This window comes from Pseudomonas sp. B13(2017), from assembly GCF_002113245.1.
Classification (GTDB): Bacteria; Pseudomonadota; Gammaproteobacteria; order Pseudomonadales; family Pseudomonadaceae; genus Aquipseudomonas; species Aquipseudomonas putida_Z.
Genome location: NZ_NEJX01000011.1, coordinates 16,355 through 37,790 on the forward strand (window position 1 = coordinate 16,355; position 21,436 = coordinate 37,790).

Genomic DNA, 21,436 nt, shown 5'->3' on the forward strand with positions numbered 1-21,436 from the left:
ACGAGATGTCCAAGTTCTTCATCAAGCGGCCGAACTTCGCCTGGGTCGTGGCGTTGTTCATTTCCCTGGCCGGCCTGCTGGTAATTCCCGCGCTGCCGGTGGCCCAGTACCCCAACGTGGCTCCGCCACAGATCACCATCACCGCCACCTACCCGGGCGCTTCGGCCAAGGTGCTGGTGGAATCGGTGACCAGCATCATCGAAGAGTCGCTCAACGGCGCCAAGAACCTGCTGTACTTCGAGTCCACCAACAACTCCAACGGCATGGCCGAGGTGGTGGTCACCTTCGAACCGGGCACCAACCCGGAGCTGGCCCAGGTCGATGTGCAGAACCGCCTGAAAAAGGCCGAGGCGCGCATGCCGCAGGCGGTGATTACCCAGGGTATCCAGGTCGAGCAGACCAGCGCCGGCTTCCTGCTCATCTATGCCCTCAGCTACAAGGACGGCGCCGGCCAGGCCGATACCACGGCGCTGGGCGACTATGCCGCTCGCAATATCAACAACGAGCTGCGCCGGGTACCGGGCGTGGGCAAGTTGCAGTTCTTCTCGTCGGAAGCTGCCATGCGTGTGTGGGTAGACCCACAGAAGCTGGTCGGCTACGGGCTGTCGATCGATGATGTGAGCAACGCCATCCGTGGCCAGAACGTGCAGGTGCCGGCTGGCAGCTTCGGCAGTGCGCCTGGCAGCAGCCAGCAAGAGCTGACCGCTACCCTGGCGGTGCAAGGCACCTTGGACGACCCACAGGCGTTCGGCCGCGTGGTGCTGCGCGCCAACCCGGACGGTTCGCTGGTGCGCCTGGCCGATGTCGCACGCCTGGAAGTGGGCATGGAAAGCTACAACTTCTCCTCGCGCCTGGACGGCAAGCCTGCGGTGGCCGGTGCGGTGCAGCTGGCACCGGGCGCCAATGCGCTGAAAACCGCCGAGCTGGTCAAGCAGCGCCTGGCCGAGCTGAGCGAGTTCTTCCCCGAAGGCGTCGAGTACTCGGTGCCCTACGACACCTCGCGCTTCGTCGACGTGGCCATCGAAAAGGTCATCCACACCCTGCTCGAAGCCATGGTGCTGGTGTTCCTGGTGATGTTCCTGTTCCTGCAGAACATCCGCTACACGCTGATTCCGTCGATCGTGGTGCCGGTGTGCCTGCTGGGCACGCTGATGGTGATGAAGCTGATGGGCTTCTCGGTGAACATGATGACCATGTTCGGCATGGTGCTGGCCATCGGCATCCTGGTCGACGACGCCATCGTGGTGGTGGAGAACGTCGAGCGGATCATGGCCGAGGAGGGCCTGTCGCCGGCCGATGCCACGGTCAAGGCCATGGGCCAGGTGTCTGGCGCGATCATCGGCATCACCCTGGTGCTGTCGGCGGTGTTCATGCCATTGGCGTTCATGTCGGGTTCGGTGGGGGTGATCTACCAGCAGTTTTCCCTGTCGCTGGCGGTGTCGATCCTGTTCTCGGGCTTCCTCGCGCTTACCTTCACCCCGGCCCTGTGTGCCACGCTGCTCAAGCCGGTGGCCCCTGGGCACCATGAAAAACGCGGCTTCTTCGGCGCCTTCAACCGTGGCTTTGCACGGCTGACCGAGCGCTATTCGGTAATGAACAATGCCCTGGTGCGCCGTGCCGGACGCTACATGCTGGTTTATGCCGGCATCCTGGCGATGCTGGGCTACTTCTACCTGCGTTTGCCGGAATCATTCGTGCCGGTGGAAGACCAGGGCTATGCCATTGTCGACGTGCAGCTGCCGCCGGGCGCCAGCCGTGTGCGTACCGATGCTACCGGGCAGGCCCTGGAGCAGTTCCTGATGTCGCGTGAAGCCCTGGCCTCGGCGTTCATGGTCAGTGGCTTCAGCTTCTCCGGCATGGGCGAGAACGCCGCGCTGGCGTTCCCTACCTACAAGGACTGGTCGGTGCGTGGTGCCGAGCAATCGGTGGATGCCGAAACCCAGGCGATCAACGCGCAGTTCGCCGGCTACGGCGATGGCGCGATCATGGCGGTAAACCCGCCACCGATCGATGGCCTGGGCAACGCCGGTGGTTTCGCCCTGCGCCTGCTCGACCGTGGCGGCCTGGGCCGTGAAGCCTTGCTGGCAGCGCGCGACCAGATCCTCGGCCAGGCCAACGGCAACCCGATCATCCTCTACGCGATGATGGAAGGGCTGGCCGAGGCGCCGCAACTACGGGTCGACATCGACCGGGAAAAGGCCCGCGCCCTGGGCGTGACCTTCGAGACCATCAACAACACCCTGGCCACCGCCTTTGGTTCGGCGGTGATCAACGACTTCACCAACGCCGGCCGGCAACAGCGGGTGGTGGTGCAGGCCGAGCAGGGCGAGCGCATGACCCCGGAAAGCGTGCTGCGCCTGTACGCGCCGAATGCCGATGGCCAGCAGGTGCCGTTCAGTGCCTTCGTCACCACCCGCTGGGAGGAAGGGCCGGTACAGATCGTGCGCTACAACGGCTACCCGTCGATCCGTATTTCCGGTGATGCCGCGCCTGGCTACAGCACTGGCCAGGCGATGGCCGAGATGGAGCGCCTGGTCAGCGAGCTGCCGCCGGGGATCGGCTACGCCTGGACCGGCCTGTCGTACCAGGAAAAGGTCTCCAGCGGCCAGGCCGGCAGCCTGTTCGCCCTGGCCATCCTGGTGGTGTTCCTGCTGCTGGTGGCGTTGTACGAAAGCTGGGCGATCCCGCTGACGGTGATGCTCATCGTGCCGATCGGCGCACTGGGTGCGGTGCTGGCGGTGATGGTTACCGGCATGCCCAACGACGTGTACTTCAAGGTTGGCCTGATCACCATCATCGGCCTGGCGGCGAAGAACGCCATCCTAATCGTCGAGTTCGCCAAGGAACTGTGGGAGAAGGGTTACAGCCTGCGTGACGCCGCCATCGAGGCCGCACGCCTGCGCTTCCGGCCGATCGTGATGACCTCGATGGCGTTCATCCTCGGCGTGGTGCCCCTGGCCATCGCCAGCGGTGCCGGTGCGGCCAGCCAGCGGGCGATCGGCACCGGGGTGATCGGCGGCATGCTCAGCGCCACCTTGCTGGGCGTGGTGTTCGTACCGATCTGTTTTGTCTGGGTGCTGTCGCTGCTCAAGCGCAAGCCAGCGCCACAAGCCCAAGCCGTCGAGGTGCCGGAGTGATGGTCATGCGTAATCTGTTTGTGCCCTTCGCCCTGGCGTTGCTGACCAGCGGCTGCTCCCTGGCGCCGACCTACCAGCGCCCCGAGGCGCCAGTCGCCAGCCAGTGGAACGATGCCGCCAGCCACGGGCAACAGGTGGACCAGCTGGGCTGGCAGGCGTTCATCGTCGACCCGGTGTTGCGTCAGTTGGTGAGCACGGCGCTGGACAACAACCGCTCGCTGCGCCAGACCCTGCTGGACATCGACCAGGCGCGTGCACAGTACCGCATCCAGCGTGCCGACCGCGTGCCGGGGCTGAACGCCGCGGCTTCCGCCAACCGCCAGCACCAGCCCGCCGAGCTGGCCGGCGATGGCCGTGAAGGCGTTGCCAGCAGCTACCAGGTCGGCCTGTCATTGCCTGAGTACGAGGTGGACCTGTTCGGCCGGGTGAAGAGCCTGAGCGATGCGGCCCTGGAGCAGTACCTGGCCACCGAAGAGGCTGGCCGCGCCGCGCGCATTGCCCTGATCGCCGAAGTGAGCCAGGCCTACCTGAGCCTGGACGGCAGCGAGCGGCGCCTGGCCCTGACCCGGCAGACCCTGGCCAGCCGCGAGGACTCGCTGGCCCTGATCGGCCAGCGTCGCGCCGCCGGTACGGCCACGGCGCTGGACCATCAGGAGGCGCTCGGCCTGGTCGAGCAGTCGCGTGCCGAGCTGGAGAACAATCTGCGCCAACAGCGCCAGGCCTACAACGCGCTGGTGCTGCTGGTGGGCAACAGCGAGGCGACCAAGGCCCTGCCGGCCGAACGCCAGGCGGCGCCCAGCGTGCTGCAGGACATTGCCCCTGGCGCGCCGTCGGCGCTGCTTGAACGGCGCCCGGACATCCTCGCCGCCGAGCACCGCTTGCGGGCGCGCAATGCCGATATTGGCGCGGCGCGGGCGGCATTCTTCCCGCGTATCAGCCTGACCGGCAGTTTTGGCACGTCGAGTACCCAGGTATCCGGCCTGTTCGATGGCGGTTCGCGCAGCTGGAGCTTCATGCCGCAGTTGTCATTGCCAATCTTCGATGCCGGGCGCAACCGGGCCGGGCTGAGCCTGGCCGAGGCGCGCAAGGACTCGGCGGTGGCGGCTTATGAAGGGACGGTCCAGCAGGCGTTTCGTGAGGTGGCCGATGCCCTGGCGGCTACCGATACCTTGCGGCGTGAGGAAATCGCCCGTCGGGCCCTGGCCGATACCAGCCGCGCAACGGTGGCCCTGGCCAAGGCGCGTTATGAAGGCGGGATAGACAGCCACCTGCGCTACCTGGATGCGCAGCGTAGCGATTTTGTGAACGAAGCGGCGTACATCGAGGCAAGTACGCAGCGGCAGCTGGCGCTGGTGGACCTGTTCCGCGCCCTGGGCGGCGGATGGCCGGCGCGCGGCTGAGAAAGGCTCCTTTGGTTGGGTGATCCAACCGCTTTGGCCCCTGGGACTTGTGCCCAGGGGCCTTTTTTTGTGTAAGGGCTACCGGCCTAATCGCCGGCAAGCCAGCTCCCACAGGTACTGCACAGGCCTTGAGGGCAGCGCGGTCGAGGTGGGAGCTGGCTTGCCGGCGATAAGGCCAGTAGCCCCACCCTCAGACCTTGGCCAGTGCCCCCTGCAGGAACAGTTGCTCCAGCGCCTGCGCCGAATTGGCGCTGGCCGCACGCCCACGCCGTTCGGCATCGGCCATGCCGTAGATCTGGGTGATGAACATCTCGGTGAACACCGCCGCGCTGATGTCGATGCGCAACACGCCCATCTGCTGCGCACGCAGGAAAAACGCATCCATCGCCTGGGTGTAGGCCAGCCAGCGGCGGTCTTCGTTGTCGTTCAGCAGGGTGTCGGGACGGTACTGGAACATCAGGAACACCAGCATCTCGCGGTGCTTGAGGTGCTCGGAAATCAGGTGACGCACGGCGGCCAGGGGTTCGGCCGTGTGCAAGGCGGCATTGTCGATCACCTGGTTGAGCACCTGTTCACCATGGTTCTCGAGCATCGCCACCAGGTTGTCGCGGGTGCCGCAGAAACGGTGCAGGGTGGCTTTGCTGACGCCAGCGGTTTCGGCCAGCTCCTTGAGGGTGGCGCGGGGGTGGACCACGATAGCGTGGGCCAGGGCCTTGAGCAGGCGTTCATCGTGCGGGGTGGGTTGCATCGGCATGCCTCGCGTGGTTCGCATGCCAATCATTGTGCAGGAAATGGTAGGGGGATCAAGCGGGATGGTCTCATTTGAGACTTTTTTGTGTCGTCGCGGGCCTCTTCGCGGGCATGCCCGCTCCCACAGATACTGCACAGGCATGGAGGACTGTGGAGATCCCTGTGGGAGCGGGCGTGCCCGCGAAAGGGCCCTTGCAGGCTAAATCAATGCGGCCCGCGCGGAATGGTCTTCAGCAGGTCTTCCGGGCTGATATGCCCAACCACCTGCGCAACCGCGCTGCCCGGGGTCGGCAGGTCGATGATGTGGCTTTTCATCTTGCCGATCACGTGCATTTCGCACGGCTTGCAGTCGAACTTCAGGGTCAGCACTTCATCACCCTGGATCAGCTGCATCGGCGCTACCTTGGTGCGCACGCCGGTCACGCCCTTGGCCTGCTTGGGGCACAGGTTGAAGGAGAAGCGCAGGCAGTGCTTGGTGATCATCACCGGCACTTCGCCGTGCTCTTCATGAGCCTCGTAGGCCGCGTCGATCAGTTGCACGCCGTGGCGGTGGTAGAAGTCGCGGGCCTTCTGGTTGTACACGTTGGCCAGGAACGACAGGTGCGACTCGGGGTAAACCGGCGGTGGCGTGGTCTCGGCCTTGCGCCCGCCACGCGGGTGCGCCTGCACCCGTGCTGCAGTCAGCGCCTCGATGGCTTCGCGGCGCAGGGCCTTGAGCTGCGAGTTGGGGACGAAGTACGCCTGCGGGGCGTCCAGCTCGATGCTGTCGGCGTGGTACATGGTGGTACCCAGCTGGCCGAGCAGGTCGTGCAGCTGGTCCAGCGCCTGCTGCGGCTTGTTGGCCGGGCCGAACGGGCCGTCCAGTGCCACTTGCGCGCTCACGCCTTCCTCGCTGGTGACGGTCAACGCCAGGCGTTGTTCGCGCAGTACCGCGTGCCATTGCACGCCGACGCGGCGCTCGGCCGAGGTGCGTTGCAGGGCTTGCTGCCAGTTGTGGTCGAGGTTGCGCGACAGCGGGTGGTTGGGCCGCAGCTTGTGCAGGCCTTCGGGCATTTCGTTGGGCTCGACGCGGTAGCGGTAGCGCCTCTCGCCGTCTTCCTCGAACTCGCCACGCGGTTCGGCGATGTTGGCGCGGAAGCCCACCACTTCGCGCTTGACCAGCACATTGAGGCCGTCGCCGTTGGTCAGCGGCACCTCGGTGACCACCTGCAGGTCACGCTTGCCGACCTTTTCCACCACACCCACCGGCAGGCCGGTGAAGGTTGGCGAGTCGAAGGCGCCGATGTCGACCTTGCGGTCGGTGACGAAGTAGTCGGTGCTGCCGCGATGGAAGGTCTTGTCCGGGTCGGGCACGAAGAAGTGCTCGGTGCGGCCGCTGGAGGCGCGGGCCAGCTCCGGGCGGCCTTCGAGGATGGCGTCGAGCTCCTTGCGGTAGTGGGCGGTGATGTTCTTCACATAGGCCACATCCTTGTAGCGGCCTTCGATCTTGAACGAGCGCACGCCGGCATCGACCAGGTCAGCCAGGTTGGCGGTCTGGTTGTTGTCCTTCATCGACAGCAGGTGCTTCTCGAACGCGACCACGCGGCCCTGGTCATCCTTCAGGGTGTAGGGCAGGCGGCAGGCTTGCGAGCAGTCGCCGCGGTTGGCGCTGCGGCCGGTCTGCGCATGGGAGATGTTGCACTGGCCGGAGAAGGCCACGCACAGCGCACCGTGGATGAAGAACTCGATGGCGGCGTCGGTTTCGGCGGCGATGGCGCGGATCTGCTGCAGGTTCAGCTCACGCGCCAGCACCAGCTGGGAGAAGCCGGCCTGGTCGAGGAACCTGGCCCGTTCCAGGGTGCGGATGTCGGTCTGGGTGCTGGCGTGCAGCTCGATCGGCGGGATATCCAGCTCCATCACCCCCAGGTCCTGCACGATCAGCGCGTCGACACCGGCGTCGTACAGCTGGTGGATCAGCTTGCGCGCGGGCTCCAGCTCGTTGTCGTGGAGGATGGTGTTGATGGTGGTGAACACGCGTGCATGGTAGCGATGGGCGAACTCGACCAGTTCGGCGATATCGCTGACTTCGTTGCAGGCGTTATGGCGCGCGCCGAAGCTCGGGCCACCGATGTAGATGGCGTCGGCACCGTGCAGGATCGCTTCGCGGGCGATGGCCACGTCACGGGCAGGGCTGAGCAGTTCCAGGTGATTCTTTGGAAGGGACATGTCGTTATAGGTTCGGGCTGTCACGGTTTAGGCGGGCATTGTAGCGGCGAAACGGGCTGGCGGCATCATCGGGGTGCCGAGAGGTGTACTGCCTGCACCGGCCCTATCGCCGGCAAGCCAGCTCCCACAGGTACTGCACAGGCTTGAGGGCAGCGCGGTCGAGGTGGGAGCTGGCTTGCCGGCGATAGGGCCCTTGAAGGTGAATCAGCGCTTGGCGGCCATTGCGGTCACTTCCACGCGCATGCCTTCGAACGCCAGTGCAGCCACGCCCACGGCGGCGCGTACCGGCCAGGGCTTGCTGAAGAAGCGCTGGTACACCTCGTTGAATGCCGCGCGGTCGGCCATGTCGGTGAGGTAGATGGTCAGGTGCAGCACGCGGTCCATGCCGCTGCCGGCCTTCTCCAGCGCCACTTTCAGCGCCTGCAGGGTGCACTCGCTCTGCTCGACGATGCCGCCCAGTTCCAGGCTGCCATCGGCGTGGGTCGGGATCTGCGTGGTGACCAGCACGCCGTTGTATTCGGCAACGTCGGAGGAAATCGACTCGGCGTCCGGGTCCGGGGTGTAGATGATGTCTGCTTGTGCCATGGGGTGTCTTGCCTTGCTACGGAAGGAAAGCGGCAAGCCTACGCGAGCGCGCCGGCACGGTCGAGGGCACCCCGGTGTTTGAAATGCGCGGCGTTCGCCGTCAGAATCGCGGCCGATTGCAAAGCAGGGGTTTACGTTGAACGAACAGACATTGTCCAGGCGCCTGGAGCGCGTGGCTGCACAAGTACCGCAAGGCGCGCGCCTGGCCGACATCGGCTCGGACCATGGCTACCTGCCGGTGGCCTTGATGCTGCGCGGCGTGCTGGACGCGGCGGTAGCGGGCGAAGTGGCGCAGACGCCGTTTGCTTCGGCCCAGCGCAACGTGCGCAGGAACGGCCTGGAAGGGCGGGTCAGCGTGCGCCTGGCCGATGGCCTGGCAGCGGTCGAGGCGGAAGACCGCATCACGGTGATCAGTATCTGCGGCATGGGTGGCGACACCATGTGCGAAATCCTCGAGGCCGGCAAACAGCGCCTGGCTGGCGTCACCCGCCTGGTGCTGCAGCCCAATGGCGCCGAGCGCGAACTGCGCCAGTGGCTGGTGGGCAATGGTTACCGGATCGTCAGCGAAGAGCTGCTGCGGGAAAACCGCTTCGACTACGAGATCATCGTCGCCGAGCCGGGCGGGGCGGTGTACACCGCTGAACAGCTGTACTTCGGCCCGGTGCTGGTGCAGGAGAAAAGCGAGGCGTTCCTGGTCAAGTGGCGGCGCATGCTGCGGCAGAAGCAGCAGACCCTGGCCAACTTCGAGCGGGCCCGCGGTGCGGTGCCTCAGGCGAAAATCGACGACTTCAGGCAACAGGTCGGCTGGATCACCGAGGTGCTGGCCTGACTCACTGCTGCGAGCAGTTGCCCATTTCCCGGTAGTCGATTTCGCGCTTCTGGCCCTGATGGTCGACATACACCATGTGCGCGGTGCCAACCTGGCAGTCGGCGGCGTTGCTGGCCGGGGTGATGGAGATGACCTTGGCCACGTCCAGCGGCATGCCGTATTCGTAGTTGCTGCTGCTGACCGGCTGGTTGCTGCCGGTGTCGGCAAGGGCACCGAACGAGGCGAGAGTAGCGGCAACGGCAAGGACAGCGATCGAACGTTTCATGGCAGGCTCCTTTTTTCAATGTATGGCTAATGATCCATTCATTGGTCATCCACAATAAATGGGCTAACCCGTGATAGATTCCTGCCTGTAACGCAAGAATAAGACCGAACAAGGAGCACACCTTCATGGACATGCTGCATGCCATGCGTACCTTCGCCCGTGTGGTGGAATGTGGCAGCTTCGCTGCGGCCGCCAATGCCCTGGACATTTCCGCGGCGCAGGTTTCGCGCATCGTTGCCGAGCTGGAAAACCAGCTGCAGACCCGTCTGCTGCACCGCACCACGCGGCGTTTGCGCATGAGCGAGGCGGGCGAGCGGTTTCTCGAGCGCTCGCGGCAGATCATGTTGCTGACCGAAGAGGCGGTGGGCGAAGCCCGTGGCGCGCACCTCACGCCCCGCGGCCACCTGCGTTTGCATTGCCCGCACGGCCTGGGCCTGTTACTGATGCCGCTGGTGGCCGGCTACAACGCATTGTGCCCGGAGGTGGTGATCGAGCTGACCCTGTCCCAGCGCAACCCTGACCCGCTGGCCGAAGGGCATGACGTGGTGATTACCGTGGACGGGGCGCTGCCGGATTCGCAGCTGATCGCCGTGCCGCTGGGCAACATTTTCAGCATCCCCTGCGCGGCGCCGAGTTACCTGGTGGCCCACGGCGTGCCAGAGCGCCCGGAAGACCTGCACCAGCACCGTTGCCTGCGCATGGCTTATCCGATGTACGAAGGTGACTGGGTGTTCCCGCAAGGGGTTGACCAGTGCGTGATCGCACCGAGCGACAGTTTTTCCACCAACGTCGCCGACGCCATGCTGGTGGCCAGCGAGCTGGGCATGGGCATTGGCCTGCTGCCGTTCTACACCGCCAGCCAGGCGATCGAGCAGGGGCGGTTGTGCCGGTTGCTGGCGCCGTATCGCCTGCGCGAGAGCGCGCTGTATGCGATCTACCCGTCACGGCATTATCTGGATGCCAAGGTGCGCACCTGGATCGACTACCTCAAGGAGCAACTGCCGGCGCTGTTCGAGGGGCATGCCAAGGTGGTGGATGATTCGCGCTATTGGCGATAGACGAGTGCGGGGCGGTTAACGCTGGCCCTTGTAGGAGCGGCCTTGTGTCGCGAAAGGGCCGCAAAGCGGCCCCAGGATGTCAGCTTCGATGCACAAATTGCTGGGGCCGCCATGCGGCCCTATCGCGACACAAGGCCGCTCCTGCAGGGATCGCGCAAGGTTTTAAAGCGGGTAGTGCTTCAACTCCCGCGCAATCAGCATCCGCTGGATCTCGCTAGACCCTTCATAGATCTGCGTGATCCGCGCATCGCGGTAGTAGCGCTCCACCGGATAATCCTCCAGGTAGCCATACCCGCCATGCACCTGGATCGCCATCGAGCACACCCGCTCGGCCATTTCCGAAGCGAACAGCTTGGCCTGCGAGGCCTCCGACAGGCACGGCTTGCCGGCGCTGCGCAGGCGCGCGGCATGCAGGATCAGCAAGCGCGCGGCATTCACCTGCACCTGCATGTCGGCCAGCAGGTTGGCGATGCTCTGGTGTTCGTTGATCGGCTTGCCGAACTGCACCCGATCACGCGAGTAGACCAACGCCGCCTCGAACGCGGCGCGGGCAATGCCCAGTGCCTGGGCAGCAATGCCGATACGGCCGCCCTCGAGGTTGGACAGGGCGATGGCCAGGCCCTTGCCACGCTCACCGAGGATGTTGGCGGCAGGGATGCGGCAGTTGTCGAAGGTGACCGCGCAGGTGTCGGAGGCGCGGATGCCCATCTTGTGCTCGCTGCGATCGACCTTGAAGCCCGGGTTGTCAGTGGGCACCAGGAACGCCGACAGGCCCTTTTTGCCCAACTCCGGGTCGGTCACCGCGAAGACGATGGCCAACCCGGCGCGGCGGGCGTTGCTGACAAACTGCTTGGCGCCGTTGATCACCCACTGGCCATCCACCAGCTCGGCGCGGGTACGCAGGTTGTGCGCCTCGGAACCGGCCTGTGGCTCGGTCAGGCAGAAGCAGCCGATCACCTCGCCGGTGGCCAGGCGTGGCAGCCACTGCTGTTGCTGTTCGGCCGTGCCGTAGGCCAGCAGCGGGCCGCAGCCCACCGAGTTGTGGATGCTCATCATCGCTCCGGTGGCACCGCAGCCGGCGGCGATCTCTTCCACCGCCAGGGCGTAGGCGACATAGTCGGTGTAGCTGCCGCCAAAGTCTTCCGGCACCACCATGCCCAGCAGGCCCAGTTCGCCCATCTTGCGCACCACGCCATCGTCGATCCAGCCGGCCTTTTCCCAGGCCTGGGCATGCGGGGCGATCTCGCCACGGGCAAAGTCCCGGGCCATGTCGCGGATCATGATCTGTTCTTCGCTCAGTTCCAGGTCTTGCATCTGTGTACTCCCGGGCTCACAGGCCTTCGAAGAATTGGTCGACCCGCTGGCGTTGCAGTGCGGCCAGGGTCGGCGGGTTCCAGCGTGGCTGCTTGTCCTTGTCGATGATCAGCGCGCGCACGCCTTCGATGATGTCGCCGTGCTGGAACCACTGGCGGTCCAGGTGCAGCTCCATGGCAAAGCAGTCGTCAAGGCTCAGGTGGCGACCCCGGCGCAGCATCTCCAGAGTAACCGCCATGGCCAGCGGCGAGCGGCTTTCCAGCTGGTCGGCGGTGGCCACGGCCCAGGCGTGGCTGTCGCCAATGCTCACCGCACGCAGTTGCTCGACGATGGCAGGCACGTCGGGCAGGGCGAAGAAGTGGTCGATGACCGGGCGCAGTTTTTCCAGCGGCGCATCGTCGAGCACCTGGGTGCCGAGCCTGGCCAGCAGGTTCTGCAGGTCCTTGAGTGGGTTGTCGCCGAAGTGCAGCTGGTCCAGGCCCTCGTCGAGGGCTGCCAGCTGGTCGCTGGCCAAGTACCAGTCGGCCAGGCCGCAGTACAGCGCATCGGCTGCCTGGATCTGGCTGCCACTGACGCCCAGGTAGGTGCCCAGCTCGCCAGGGATACGCGACAGGAAGTAGCTGCCACCTACATCCGGGAAGTAGCCGATTGCCACTTCGGGCATGCCCAGGCGGCTGCGCTCGGTGACCACGCGCAGGTCGCAGCCCTGGGCCAGGCCCATGCCGCCACCGAGGGTGAAGCCGTCCATCAGCACCAGCACCGGCTTGCGGTAACGGTGAATGGCCAGGTCAAGGGCGTATTCCTCGACGAAGAACGTTTCATGCAGCGTTTCGCCGGCCTTGAAGCTGTCGTGCAGCGAGCGGATATCGCCACCGGCGCAGAAACCCTTGGGGCCCTCGCCACGCAGTACCACGGCGTGCACGTGCGGGTCTTCGGCCCACAAGTCGAGGTGCTGGCGCAGGCTGCGGACCATGTCCAGGGTCAGGGCATTGAGGCCGGCGGGGCGGTTCAGGGTCAGATGGCCGATCTGGTTGCGGACCTCGGCCAGCACATGGTCGGTTGCCGAGGTATGAGCGTGCGCAGTCATTGCGTTCTCCCTGCTTTGTTATTGATTTTCCAAGTGAAGTCTGGAGTTCGCTGGAGGATCGCAGGATCCTGTCATGCGAATTTGCCTTGCACAATCGACAAATCTGCAGGGGGATTCTGCATTTTTGTCTTGTGTGGCGATAACGCCACTCTAGCAAGGTTTCAGGTTGGCCGGGCTGGCCCTATCGCCGGCAAGCCAGCTCCCACAGGTACCGCACAACTTTCAAGGCCTGCGCTGTACCTGTGGGAGCTGGCTTGCCTGCGATAGGGCCATGAGCGACAGCGCATATGCTAAATCGTTACCCTGGCCGTAACGATCAGTGCCTGAGCTTGATTGATGCGCAACCACCCCAGCCCTAAGGTGACCCCCACGACAGCGAACCCGTGGAGTCACCATGACAACAACCAAGAATCCACCGCCGCAATGGTCGCGGCGGCGCGCCGAAAAGCAGCGCCGCCTTGACCGGGTCCGCCACCTCGCCGACGGCGTGGTGCTGCCCACCGAGCGTATCGTCGAAGCCTTGGAGCTGCTGCTGGCTCCCGGCGACCGGGTAGTGCTCGAAGGCAACAACCAGAAGCAGGCCGACTTCCTCTCGCGTGCGCTGGCCAAGGTCGACCCTGGGCGCCTGCACGACCTGCACATGATCATGCCCAGCGTCAGCCGCGCCGAGCACCTGGACCTGTTCGAACGTGGCATCGCCCGCAAGCTCGACTTCTCCTTCGCCGGCCCGCAGAGCCTGCGCATTGGACAGCTGCTGGAAGACGGCCTGCTCGAAGTCGGTGCCATCCACACTTATATCGAGCTGTACTCGCGGCTGCTGGTCGACCTGATCCCCAACGTCACCCTGGTGGCTGGTTTCATGGCCGACCGCGATGGCAACCTGTTCACCGGCCCCAGTACCGAAGACACCCCGGCACTGGTGGAGCCGGCCGCGTTCAGCGACGGCATCGTCATTGCCCAGGTCAACCAGCTGGTGGACCGCGTGGATGACCTGCCACGGGTCGATATCCCGGCATCCTGGGTCGATTTCGTGGTGGTTGCCGACCAGCCTTTCTATATAGAGCCGCTGTTCACCCGCGACCCGCGCCATATCAAGCCGGTGCACGTGCTGATGGCGATGATGGCCATTCGCGGCATCTACGAGAAACACCAGGTGCAGTCGCTGAACCATGGCATTGGCTTCAACACCGCCGCCATCGAACTGATCCTGCCCACCTATGGCGAGTCCCTGGGCCTGAAGGGCAAGATCTGCCGCAACTGGACACTCAACCCGCACCCGACGCTGATCCCGGCCATCGAGACCGGCTGGGTGGAAAGCGTGCACTGCTTCGGCACCGAGCTGGGCATGGAGGACTACATCGCCCAGCGCCCGGACGTGTTCTTCACCGGCCGTGATGGTTCGCTGCGTTCCAACCGCATGATGTGCCAGCTGGCCGGGCAATACGCTGTCGACCTGTTCATTGGCGCCACCCTGCAGGTGGATGGCGATGGCCATTCCTCGACCGTGACCCGCGGCCGCCTGGCCGGCTTCGGCGGTGCCCCGAACATGGGCCACGACCCCCGTGGCCGGCGCCATGCGACCCCGGCCTGGCTCGACATGACCGTGCCGGAAACCATGCTCGAACGCGGTCGCAAGCTGGTGGTGCAGATGGTCGAGACCTACCAGGAAGGCGGCAAGCCCACCTTCGTGGAAACCCTCGATGCCGTGGAAGTGGCCAGGAAAGCCGGCATGCCGCTGGCGCCAGTGATGATCTATGGCGACGACGTCACCCACCTGCTGACCGAGGAGGGCATTGCCTACCTGTACAAGGCCCGCAGCCTGGAAGAGCGCCAGCAGATGATCGCCGCCGTGGCCGGGGTTACCGCCATCGGCCTGCGACACGACCCCAAGGACACTCAGCGCCTGCGCCAGCAAGGCCTGGTCGCCTTGCCCGAAGACCTCGGTATCCGCCGCACCGACGCCAGCCGCGAGCTGCTGGCCGCGCGCAGCATCGCCGATCTGGTCGAATGGTCCGGCGGCCTCTACAACCCGCCTGCACGGTTCAGGAGCTGGTGATGAAAGCACTCGACTTGCAACCGCGTGGGCTTCTTCGCGAGCATGCTCGCTCCCACAGGGAAAGTGATGCACTTGAAGATAGCGCGGTCCCTGTGGGAGCGGGCATGCCCGCGAAGAGGCCGGCACAGGCAACCAAATTACCCCTGGCCGACCACCTGGCCGACCTGGCCGTGGAAGCCCTGATCGACGAAGCCGACCTGTCCCCCAAACCCGGCCTGGTCGACCGCCGTGGCAACGGCGCCCACCACGACATGACCCTGGCCCTGATGCATGCCTCGGCCCTGGCCCTGTGGCCATGCCTGCGCAACATGGCCGAAGCCGCCCAGGCCATCGGCACCCTCGGCCAGCCCCTGCGCGCCACCCTGGGCCAGCTCGGCCGCGAAGGCGAGGCGGCGATGCTGGCCGCGACCGGTGGGGTCAACACCCACCGCGGCGCAATCTGGGCCCTCGGCCTGCTGGTAGCATCCAAGGCCCTCGACACCCAGGCCGATGCCAACACCCTGGCTGCCCGTGCCGGTCGCATCGCACTGTTCGACGACCCCGCCATGACCACCCAAGACAGCCATGGCCTGCAGGTACGTTGCCGCTATGGCACTGGCGGCGCCCGCGAACAGGCGCAACAAGGTTTCCCGGCGGTTATCGGTCACGGCCTGCCGCAACTGCAGCGCAGCCGCGCCGCCGGTGCCAGCGAGCCGCACGCCCGGCTGGACGCGCTGCTGGCGATCATGGCCGTGCTCAACGATACCTGCGTGCTCTGGCGCAGCGGCCCGACCGGGCTGGCTGCCGTCCAGCACGGCGCCCGTACCGTGCTGAGCGAAGGCGGCAGCGCCACGCTGGCCGGGCGCCGACAGCTGCGCCGGCTGGACCAGCACCTGCTGCACCTGAATGCCTCACCGGGCGGCGCCGCCGATCTGCTGGCCGCCTGCCTGTTCCTCGACAAAGCCGGGAGCCTGTGACATGGAAACCCTGACCTTTCAATTCCCCGCCGCCGCCCCTGGGCGTGGCCGCACGCTGGTGGGCTGCGTCAGCTCCGGCGACCTTGAAGTGCTGATCGAACCCGGCACCGCCGGCAGCCTGCAAATCCAGGTGGTGACTTCGGTCAACGGCAGCGCTGCCCGCTGGGCGCAGCTGTTCCAGCGCCTGTTCGAGGGCCGCACCTGGCCGGCCGTGAACATCGACATCCATGATTTCGGCGCCACCCCAGGCGTGGTGCGCCTGCGCCTGGAGCAAGGCTTCGAGGAGATCGCCCATGACTGATATCGCACGCCTGCTGCACAGCCGCAGCTTTGTCGAACTGGGCGCCCGTCAACGCGCCCGCGCCGTGCTCGACCCGGGCAGCTTCCGTGAGCTGCTGGGCCCGTTCGACCGGCTTATGTCACCCTGGCTGCCGCGCCAGGGCATCGTGCCCCAGGCCGATGATGGCGTGGTCATCGCCAAGGGCCTGCTGAACGGGCGCAACGCTGTGGTTGCCGCCATCGAAGGCGGCTTCCAGGGCGGCAGCATGGGCGAGGTGGGGGGGGCCAAGATCGCCGGTGCGCTGGAGCTGGCCATCGAAGACAACCGCAAGGGCATCCCCACCTGCGCCGTGCTGCTGCTGGAAACCGGCGGTGTACGCCTTCAGGAAGCCAACCTGGGCCTGGCGGCGATTGCCGAAATACAGGCGGCGATTGTCGAGCTGCGCGCCTGGCAGCCGGTGGTTGGCCTGGTCGCAGGTTCGGTCGGCTGTTTCGGCGGCATGTCCATCGCCGCCGGCCTGTGCAGCCACTTGCTGGTCACCCGCGAAGCCCGCCTGGGCCTCAACGGCCCGCAGGTGATCGAGCAGGAAGCGGGCATCGGTGAATACGACGCCAAGGACCGCCCCTTCATCTGGAGCTTGACCGGCGGCGAGCAGCGCCACGCCAGCGGCCTGGTCGATGCCTATGTGGCCGATGACATCGAGGCGCTGCGCGAACGCTTGCTGCAATTGCTCGACGAGCCTTCAAGGGATCGCGCCGGTCAACACGCCTGGTTCCTCGAACGCCTGGCACTACTGGGCGATGGCTGCCCGCAACTGGATGCCGCTGGCGTGCGTGACCTTTACCAAGGAGAAGCCAAATGAACCGTTCCTTGAACTGGCTGCCGGGCCTGGCCGGCGGGCAAGCCTTGCCCGGCTACCCCGCGTCGTTGCGGGTAATCGACGGCGAACTGGACAACCGCCTGGCGCGTTTCATCGCCGTGGTGCCGGACGCTGACAACCCGTTCCCCCGGGCGCGCTCGGGCGAAGTCGGCCTGCTGGAAGGCTGGGGCCTGGCCAAGGCCGTGAGCGAAGCGGTCGAGGCTGACCGCCATGGCCAGAAGCGCGCCATCGTCGCGGTGATCGACGTGCCCAGCCAGGCCTATGGCCGCCGTGAGGAGGCGTTGGGTATTCACCAGGCTTTGGCCGCTGCGGTGCAGGCCTATGCCCAGGCGCGGCTGGCCGGGCACCCGGTGATCGGCCTGCTGGTCGGCAAGGCCATGTCTGGTGCCTTCCTGGCCCACGGTTACCAGGCCCAGCGCCTGATCGCCCTGGACGATGCCGGGGTCATGGTGCACGCCATGGGCAAGGCGGCGGCGGCGCGCATCACCCTGCGCAGCGTCGAGCAACTGGAAGCCCTGGCCGCCGAGGTGCCGCCAATGGCCTACGACCTGGCCAGCTACGCCTCGCTGGGCCTGCTGTGGCGCCGGCTGACGGTGGGCAGCGCCGAGATTCCGAGCAGTGCCGACATCGCCCAGGTACGTGCCTGCCTGGCAGATGCAGTGCGCGACATCGGCAGCTCGAGCGACCTGTCGTCGCGGCTGGCGGGCGAAAACCGCAGCGCCTCGCGCCAGGTGCGCGAACAGCTGCGCCGCCAGTGGCAGGGCGCTTGAGATGAACGCGCCAAGGCCGCACGACCTGCTCTGGGGCATGCCCGTATCGGGCCTGCCTGCTGATGCGCCGCGTTGGGCGCAGGAGGTGCTGCTGAGCGGCCAGCCGGTGGTGGTGCGCCGTGCCACCTGTGCGGACGGCTGGGTGGCGGTGGGGTTGCGTGGCCAGGGCAGGGCGCAGCGGTCGGGTGTACTGATGCGGCTGGCCGATATCCAGTGTCAGCAAGGCCCCGAAGCGCTGCGCTGGCAAGCTGAAAGCCCTTGGCCTGCATTGCAGGCCCTGGCCTCGGTCGCCCCGGTACTGGATGCCAGCGGCTTGGCCTGGGGGCCGACAGGTGGGGTGGGGTACCAGATCGCCACCGGTATGGAGGTAATACACGCCGACAGCGACCTGGACTTGCTGCTGCGCACGCCACAACCGCTGGCCCGGGCGCAGGCGCGTGAGCTGCTGGATATCCTCGATTGCGCGCCTTGTCGTATCGACCTGCAGCTGGAAACCCCGGCGGGTGCTGTCGCCCTGCGTGAGTGGGCCGGCTTCGCCCGCCGCGTGCTGCTCAAGTCGGCCCATGGCCCACGCCTGGTCAGCGACCCATGGGCAGCGATGGAGCGTGCAGCATGAGCAGCCTGTTCGCCTTCCCCGGCCAGGGCGCCCAGCAGGTGGGCATGCTGCAGCGCCTGCCTGAGGGTGCCGGGCAATTGCTGGAAGAGGCCAGTGACACCCTCGGCCAGCAGGCCCTGGCGCTGGACAGCCAGCAGGCCCTGCAGACGACCCGTGCCGTGCAGCTGTGCCTGCTGCTGGCTGGCGTGGCCTGGGCGCGCTGGCTGATGCAGCGCAGCCCCGCGCCGGATTACGTGGCGGGCTTGTCGATTGGCGCCTACCCGGCGGCGGTCACGGCGGGCGCCCTGGGCTTTGCCGATGCCGTGCGCCTGGTTGCGCTGCGTGGCGAACTGATGCAGCGCGCCTATCCGCAAGGCTACGGCATGACCGCACTCAGCGGCCTGGACCTGGCCTGTGTCGAACGCTTGTTGAGCGATACGGGCGGCGAGGTGTATGTCGCCAACCTCAACAGCGACAACCAGATCGTCATCGCCGGTAGCGATGGCGCGATGGCTGCGGTTGCCGCCAAGGCACGCCGCCTGGGCCAGGGCGTGGCCCGGCGCCTGGCGGTCAGCGTGCCGTCGCATTGCCCGTTGCTGGATGGCCCGGCGGCCGAACTGGCCAGTGCGTTCGCCACGGTCGAGCTGCAGCGACCGCGTATCACCTACCTCAGCGGCAGCAGTGCACGGCCGATATTCGACCCACAGCGTCTGCGCGACGACCTGGCCGGCAACATGGCGCGGGTGGTCGACTGGCGTGCTACGTTGCGCAACGCCTATGAGCGTGGCGTGCGCCTGCACCTGGAGCTGCCGCCCGGCAACGTGCTCGGCGGGCTGGCCCGGCCGGTGTTCGAACAGGGCAGGGTGGTTGCTGTTGAAGGCACCCGCCGGGACACCCTGGATGCGCTGCTGCGCCAGGAGGTGGCCAACGAACGATGACAGCGGCACCGCGGCGGATGGCGATCCCTGTGGGAGCGGGCGTGCCCGCGAAGCAGGCACCTCGGTGAATGGCACGGGCTTCGCCCGTGTTCGCGGGCACGCCCGCTCCCACAATGACTGCGAAAGCCGCACAAAAGTGTGTTTACGAAGAACAACAACAAGCAACTTCGACACTACCTGAGGACAACAACAATGATCATCTATGGTGTGGCACTGCTGGCGGTCTGCACGCTTGCCGGCGTCATCGTCGGCGACTTCCTGGGCGTGCTGCTGGGCGTCAAATCCAATGTGGGCGGGGTCGGCATCGCCATGATCCTGCTGATCTGCGCACGCCTGTACATGCACCGCAACGGCGGCATGAGCAAGGAATGCGAATTCGGCGTGGGCTTCTGGGGCGCCATGTACATCCCGGTGGTGGTGGCCATGGCTGCCCAGCAGAACGTGGTCACCGCCCTGCACGGCGGGCCGGTGGCGTTGCTGGCGGCAGTGGGTGCGGTACTGGTGTGCGGTGCGACCATTGCCCTGATCAGCCGCAGCCACCGCGGCGAACCCCTGCCGGCAGTGGAGGCCGGCCCCGAAAGCAATGTGCAGGCTGCCCCTGCAGGAGGGCGTTGATCATGTGGCCGATCATTGACAATGCCCTGGAACATAACGGTTTGATCACTGCCTTTGCGGTGGTGGGCGCGATCATGTGGTTGTCGGTGGTGCTGTCGAAGTACCTGACCTTCGGCCGCGTGCACGGCTCGGCCATCGCCATCGTCATCGGCCTGGTGCTGGCCTGGGTCGGCGGCACCATAACCGGTGGCCAGAAAGGCCTGGCCGACATGGCGCTGTTCTCCGGCATCGGCCTGATGGGCGGGGCAATGCTGCGCGACTTCGCCATTGTCGCCACGGCCTTCGAGGTGCAGGCCACCGAGGCGCGCAGGGCCGGGATGATCGGCGCGGTGGCGCTGCTGCTCGGCACGGTGCTGCCGTTCATTGTCGGCGCTGCGGTGGCCTACGCATTCGGTTACCGTGATGCGGTAAGCATGACCACCATCGGTGCGGGTGCGGTGACCTATATCGTCGGGCCGGTGACCGGTGCGGCGCTGGGGGCCAGCTCGGACGTGATGGCGCTGTCGATTGCCACCGGGCTGATCAAGGCGATCCTGGTGATGGTGTTTACCCCGGTATCGGCGCGCCTGCTGGCGCTGGACAACCCACGTTCGGCGATAGTGTTCGGCGGGTTGGCGGGGACGGTGTCGGGGGTGACGGCCGGGCTGGCGGCGACCGACCGGCGCCTGGTGCCGTACGGGGCACTGACAGCCACCTTCCATACCGGGTTGGGCTGCCTGATGGGCCCGTCGATCCTGTACTTCTGCGTACGCGCCCTGGTTGGGTGACATCAATCCCCTGGACTGCGCAGCCCCCTTGTAGGAGCGGCCTTGTGTCGCGATCGGGCCGCAACGCGGCCCCAGCGATATCCGCATCGCAGCCAAGATCCGGGGGCCGCTGCGCGCCCCATCGCGACACAAGGCCGCTCCTACATCGACCGCATCGGTTTCAAGCCATGCGCAGTACCTGGGAGCAACTGTCTTGCTCAAATTCCAAAAGGCGGCGCGATCTCTGTGGGAGCGGCCTTGTGTCGCGAAAGGGCTGCAAAGCAGCCCCAGCAATTTCAACTGTTGCGCATCAACCCTGGGGCCGCGTTGCGGCCCTTTCGCGACACAAGGCCGCTCCCACAGGTACAGCGACAACCTCGAGAGCAATGCTGTACCTGTGGGAGCTGGCTTGCCGGCGATGAGGCCAGTCGACTCTACTTCAATGCCAGGTGATATCCCCGGCCTGCCGGTGGAACAGCAACTCTGTCAGGGCCTTGGTCATCTGAACATGATGCACCGCATTGACCAACATATTGATGCCGGGCTCGCCGGCGTTGGCGCAGATGAATTCGTCCAGCGTGTCTTCGATGCCAGACATCAGCTGAAGGGAGTGGATCAGAGCGTCAACCGAGGGCATGTCCTGGTTGATGGTGTAGAAGGGGCGGGACGTCAGTTTGACGGGTGGGTCGGGGACAAGCTTTTTTCATTATGTAATTCCAGCTTCTAGAGGAATGGAACTACCGCCTGAATCTTTCTCATGGATTGAAGGTGGCAGCCGTACGCGGGTGTGAGAAAGCCGAGAAGAAGCTAGCAAAGACCCGGCCAGGCGAAAGCCCGCCCACGTACGGCCACCATAGAGGTGCTGCTAGCTTATCTGTCGGGTTCTCATGCCCGGTCACCGAAGCGACCCGAAAACGTTATCCGTGAGGTGTTTCCCCGACAACAGCGATAGTTCGGCAGCGCGCGTAGG

Annotated in this window: 20 protein-coding genes; 13 read left to right on the forward strand and 7 right to left on the reverse strand. The window is 65.9% G+C overall.

The window, feature by feature from the left end:
* The first annotated feature begins 5 nt into the window (after positions 1 to 5).
* A complete protein-coding gene (locus tag CAG44_RS15460) occupies positions 6 to 3,137 on the forward strand; it encodes an efflux RND transporter permease subunit (RefSeq protein ID WP_085692455.1) in 3,132 nt (1,043 codons plus the stop codon).
* The gene (locus CAG44_RS15465) at positions 3,137 to 4,537 is read left to right on the forward strand and encodes an efflux transporter outer membrane subunit (RefSeq protein WP_178076930.1); all 1,401 of its coding nucleotides are present in this window, start codon (positions 3,137 to 3,139) and stop codon (positions 4,535 to 4,537) included. The genes CAG44_RS15460 and CAG44_RS15465 overlap by 1 nt, the downstream gene beginning before the upstream one ends.
* 190 nt (positions 4,538 to 4,727) lie before the next feature.
* Here the strand turns inward: CAG44_RS15465 and CAG44_RS15470 are convergent, their stop codons facing one another.
* From CAG44_RS15470 to CAG44_RS15480, 3 genes are all read right to left on the reverse strand, one after another.
* A complete protein-coding gene (locus tag CAG44_RS15470) occupies positions 4,728 to 5,285 on the reverse strand; it encodes a TetR/AcrR family transcriptional regulator (protein WP_085588743.1) in 558 nt (185 codons plus the stop codon).
* A 206-nt stretch (positions 5,286 to 5,491) separates the two neighbouring features.
* Positions 5,492 to 7,492, reverse strand: coding sequence for a U32 family peptidase (locus CAG44_RS15475; RefSeq protein ID WP_085692456.1), 2,001 nt, complete (start codon positions 7,490 to 7,492; stop codon positions 5,492 to 5,494).
* Positions 7,493 to 7,696: 204 nt separating this feature from the next.
* Entirely contained in the window at positions 7,697 to 8,077 is a 381-nt protein-coding gene (locus tag CAG44_RS15480) for a RidA family protein (protein ID WP_015270613.1), read from the reverse strand.
* Positions 8,078 to 8,213: 136 nt separating this feature from the next.
* Between CAG44_RS15480 and CAG44_RS15485 the strand changes: the two genes are divergently transcribed.
* Positions 8,214 to 8,906 carry a tRNA (adenine(22)-N(1))-methyltransferase TrmK gene (locus CAG44_RS15485; RefSeq protein ID WP_085692457.1) on the forward strand — a complete coding sequence of 231 codons (693 nt, stop codon included), beginning with the start codon at positions 8,214 to 8,216 and terminating at the stop codon, positions 8,904 to 8,906.
* 1 nt (position 8,907) lies between these two features.
* Here CAG44_RS15485 and CAG44_RS15490 read toward each other — a convergent pair whose 3' ends face one another.
* Positions 8,908 to 9,171, reverse strand: a complete 264-nt coding sequence (locus CAG44_RS15490) for a DUF2790 domain-containing protein (protein WP_075045088.1) — start codon at positions 9,169 to 9,171, stop codon at positions 8,908 to 8,910.
* Between the two features lie 125 nt (positions 9,172 to 9,296).
* Here CAG44_RS15490 and CAG44_RS15495 point away from each other — a divergent pair, with 125 nt between their 5' ends.
* Positions 9,297 to 10,229 (forward strand): LysR family transcriptional regulator, encoded by a 933-nt coding sequence (locus CAG44_RS15495; protein ID WP_085692458.1) that lies wholly within the window; start codon positions 9,297 to 9,299, stop codon positions 10,227 to 10,229.
* Positions 10,230 to 10,391: 162 nt separating this feature from the next.
* On the opposite strand, the gene CAG44_RS15500 is transcribed toward CAG44_RS15495, so the two are convergent.
* Both CAG44_RS15500 and CAG44_RS15505 read right to left on the reverse strand, forming a co-directional pair.
* On the reverse strand, positions 10,392 to 11,543 hold the full coding sequence (locus tag CAG44_RS15500; RefSeq protein ID WP_075045375.1) for an acyl-CoA dehydrogenase family protein: 1,152 nt from the start codon (positions 11,541 to 11,543) through the stop codon (positions 10,392 to 10,394).
* Between the two features lie 16 nt (positions 11,544 to 11,559).
* Positions 11,560 to 12,630 carry an enoyl-CoA hydratase/isomerase family protein gene (locus tag CAG44_RS15505; RefSeq protein WP_085692459.1) on the reverse strand — a complete coding sequence of 357 codons (1,071 nt, stop codon included), beginning with the start codon at positions 12,628 to 12,630 and terminating at the stop codon, positions 11,560 to 11,562.
* 394 nt (positions 12,631 to 13,024) lie between these two features.
* Here CAG44_RS15505 and mdcA point away from each other — a divergent pair, with 394 nt between their 5' ends.
* From mdcA to madM, 9 genes are all read left to right on the forward strand, one after another.
* Positions 13,025 to 14,686, forward strand: coding sequence for a malonate decarboxylase subunit alpha (mdcA, locus tag CAG44_RS15510; RefSeq protein WP_015270609.1), 1,662 nt, complete (start codon positions 13,025 to 13,027; stop codon positions 14,684 to 14,686).
* 104 nt (positions 14,687 to 14,790) lie between these two features.
* A complete protein-coding gene (locus CAG44_RS15515; protein ID WP_256573528.1) occupies positions 14,791 to 15,642 on the forward strand; it encodes a triphosphoribosyl-dephospho-CoA synthase in 852 nt (283 codons plus the stop codon).
* Between the two features lies 1 nt (position 15,643).
* On the forward strand, positions 15,644 to 15,943 hold the full coding sequence (locus CAG44_RS15520) for a malonate decarboxylase subunit delta (protein WP_024087234.1): 300 nt from the start codon (positions 15,644 to 15,646) through the stop codon (positions 15,941 to 15,943).
* Positions 15,936 to 16,784, forward strand: a complete 849-nt coding sequence (locus tag CAG44_RS15525) for a biotin-independent malonate decarboxylase subunit beta (RefSeq protein ID WP_085588420.1) — start codon at positions 15,936 to 15,938, stop codon at positions 16,782 to 16,784. The genes CAG44_RS15520 and CAG44_RS15525 overlap by 8 nt, the downstream gene beginning before the upstream one ends.
* Positions 16,781 to 17,572 (forward strand): biotin-independent malonate decarboxylase subunit gamma, encoded by a 792-nt coding sequence (mdcE, locus tag CAG44_RS15530; protein WP_085588422.1) that lies wholly within the window; start codon positions 16,781 to 16,783, stop codon positions 17,570 to 17,572. Before CAG44_RS15525 ends, mdcE begins: the two co-directional genes overlap by 4 nt.
* Before the next feature lies 1 nt (position 17,573).
* Positions 17,574 to 18,188, forward strand: coding sequence for a malonate decarboxylase holo-ACP synthase (locus tag CAG44_RS15535; protein WP_085588424.1), 615 nt, complete (start codon positions 17,574 to 17,576; stop codon positions 18,186 to 18,188).
* On the forward strand, positions 18,185 to 19,105 hold the full coding sequence (gene mdcH, locus CAG44_RS15540; protein ID WP_085588426.1) for a malonate decarboxylase subunit epsilon: 921 nt from the start codon (positions 18,185 to 18,187) through the stop codon (positions 19,103 to 19,105). Before CAG44_RS15535 ends, mdcH begins: the two co-directional genes overlap by 4 nt.
* 192 nt (positions 19,106 to 19,297) lie before the next feature.
* Entirely contained in the window at positions 19,298 to 19,720 is a 423-nt protein-coding gene (gene madL / locus CAG44_RS15550) for a malonate transporter subunit MadL (RefSeq protein ID WP_003258591.1), read from the forward strand.
* A 2-nt stretch (positions 19,721 to 19,722) separates the two neighbouring features.
* Complete coding sequence (madM, locus tag CAG44_RS15555; RefSeq protein WP_085692460.1) at positions 19,723 to 20,487, forward strand: malonate transporter subunit MadM; 765 nt, start codon at positions 19,723 to 19,725, stop codon at positions 20,485 to 20,487.
* 418 nt (positions 20,488 to 20,905) lie between these two features.
* Here the strand turns inward: madM and CAG44_RS15560 are convergent, their stop codons facing one another.
* A complete protein-coding gene (locus CAG44_RS15560; protein ID WP_085588428.1) occupies positions 20,906 to 21,103 on the reverse strand; it encodes a hypothetical protein in 198 nt (65 codons plus the stop codon).
* Between the last annotated feature and the right edge of the window lie 333 nt (positions 21,104 to 21,436).

What these genes read in the sequence shown, in the direction of transcription:
- CAG44_RS15460 (WP_085692455.1), top strand. Translation starts at nt 6, where the DNA reads ATGTCCAAGTTCTTCATCAAGCGGCCGAACTTCGCCTGGGTCGTGGCG.
- CAG44_RS15465 (WP_178076930.1), top strand. Translation starts at nt 3,137, where the DNA reads ATGGTCATGCGTAATCTGTTTGTGCCCTTCGCCCTGGCGTTGCTGACC.
- CAG44_RS15470 (WP_085588743.1), bottom strand. Translation starts at nt 5,285, where the DNA reads ATGCAACCCACCCCGCACGATGAACGCCTGCTCAAGGCCCTGGCCCAC.
- CAG44_RS15475 (WP_085692456.1), bottom strand. Translation starts at nt 7,492, where the DNA reads ATGTCCCTTCCAAAGAATCACCTGGAACTGCTCAGCCCTGCCCGTGAC.
- CAG44_RS15480 (WP_015270613.1), bottom strand. Translation starts at nt 8,077, where the DNA reads ATGGCACAAGCAGACATCATCTACACCCCGGACCCGGACGCCGAGTCG.
- CAG44_RS15490 (WP_075045088.1), bottom strand. Translation starts at nt 9,171, where the DNA reads ATGAAACGTTCGATCGCTGTCCTTGCCGTTGCCGCTACTCTCGCCTCG.
- CAG44_RS15495 (WP_085692458.1), top strand. Translation starts at nt 9,297, where the DNA reads ATGGACATGCTGCATGCCATGCGTACCTTCGCCCGTGTGGTGGAATGT.
- CAG44_RS15500 (WP_075045375.1), bottom strand. Translation starts at nt 11,543, where the DNA reads ATGCAAGACCTGGAACTGAGCGAAGAACAGATCATGATCCGCGACATG.
- CAG44_RS15505 (WP_085692459.1), bottom strand. Translation starts at nt 12,630, where the DNA reads ATGACTGCGCACGCTCATACCTCGGCAACCGACCATGTGCTGGCCGAG.
- mdcA (WP_015270609.1), top strand. Translation starts at nt 13,025, where the DNA reads ATGACAACAACCAAGAATCCACCGCCGCAATGGTCGCGGCGGCGCGCC.
- CAG44_RS15515 (WP_256573528.1), top strand. Translation starts at nt 14,791, where the DNA reads ATGCCCGCGAAGAGGCCGGCACAGGCAACCAAATTACCCCTGGCCGAC.
- CAG44_RS15520 (WP_024087234.1), top strand. Translation starts at nt 15,644, where the DNA reads ATGGAAACCCTGACCTTTCAATTCCCCGCCGCCGCCCCTGGGCGTGGC.
- CAG44_RS15525 (WP_085588420.1), top strand. Translation starts at nt 15,936, where the DNA reads ATGACTGATATCGCACGCCTGCTGCACAGCCGCAGCTTTGTCGAACTG.
- mdcE (WP_085588422.1), top strand. Translation starts at nt 16,781, where the DNA reads ATGAACCGTTCCTTGAACTGGCTGCCGGGCCTGGCCGGCGGGCAAGCC.
- CAG44_RS15535 (WP_085588424.1), top strand. Translation starts at nt 17,574, where the DNA reads ATGAACGCGCCAAGGCCGCACGACCTGCTCTGGGGCATGCCCGTATCG.
- mdcH (WP_085588426.1), top strand. Translation starts at nt 18,185, where the DNA reads ATGAGCAGCCTGTTCGCCTTCCCCGGCCAGGGCGCCCAGCAGGTGGGC.
- madL (WP_003258591.1), top strand. Translation starts at nt 19,298, where the DNA reads ATGATCATCTATGGTGTGGCACTGCTGGCGGTCTGCACGCTTGCCGGC.
- madM (WP_085692460.1), top strand. Translation starts at nt 19,723, where the DNA reads ATGTGGCCGATCATTGACAATGCCCTGGAACATAACGGTTTGATCACT.
- CAG44_RS15560 (WP_085588428.1), bottom strand. Translation starts at nt 21,103, where the DNA reads ATGCCCTCGGTTGACGCTCTGATCCACTCCCTTCAGCTGATGTCTGGC.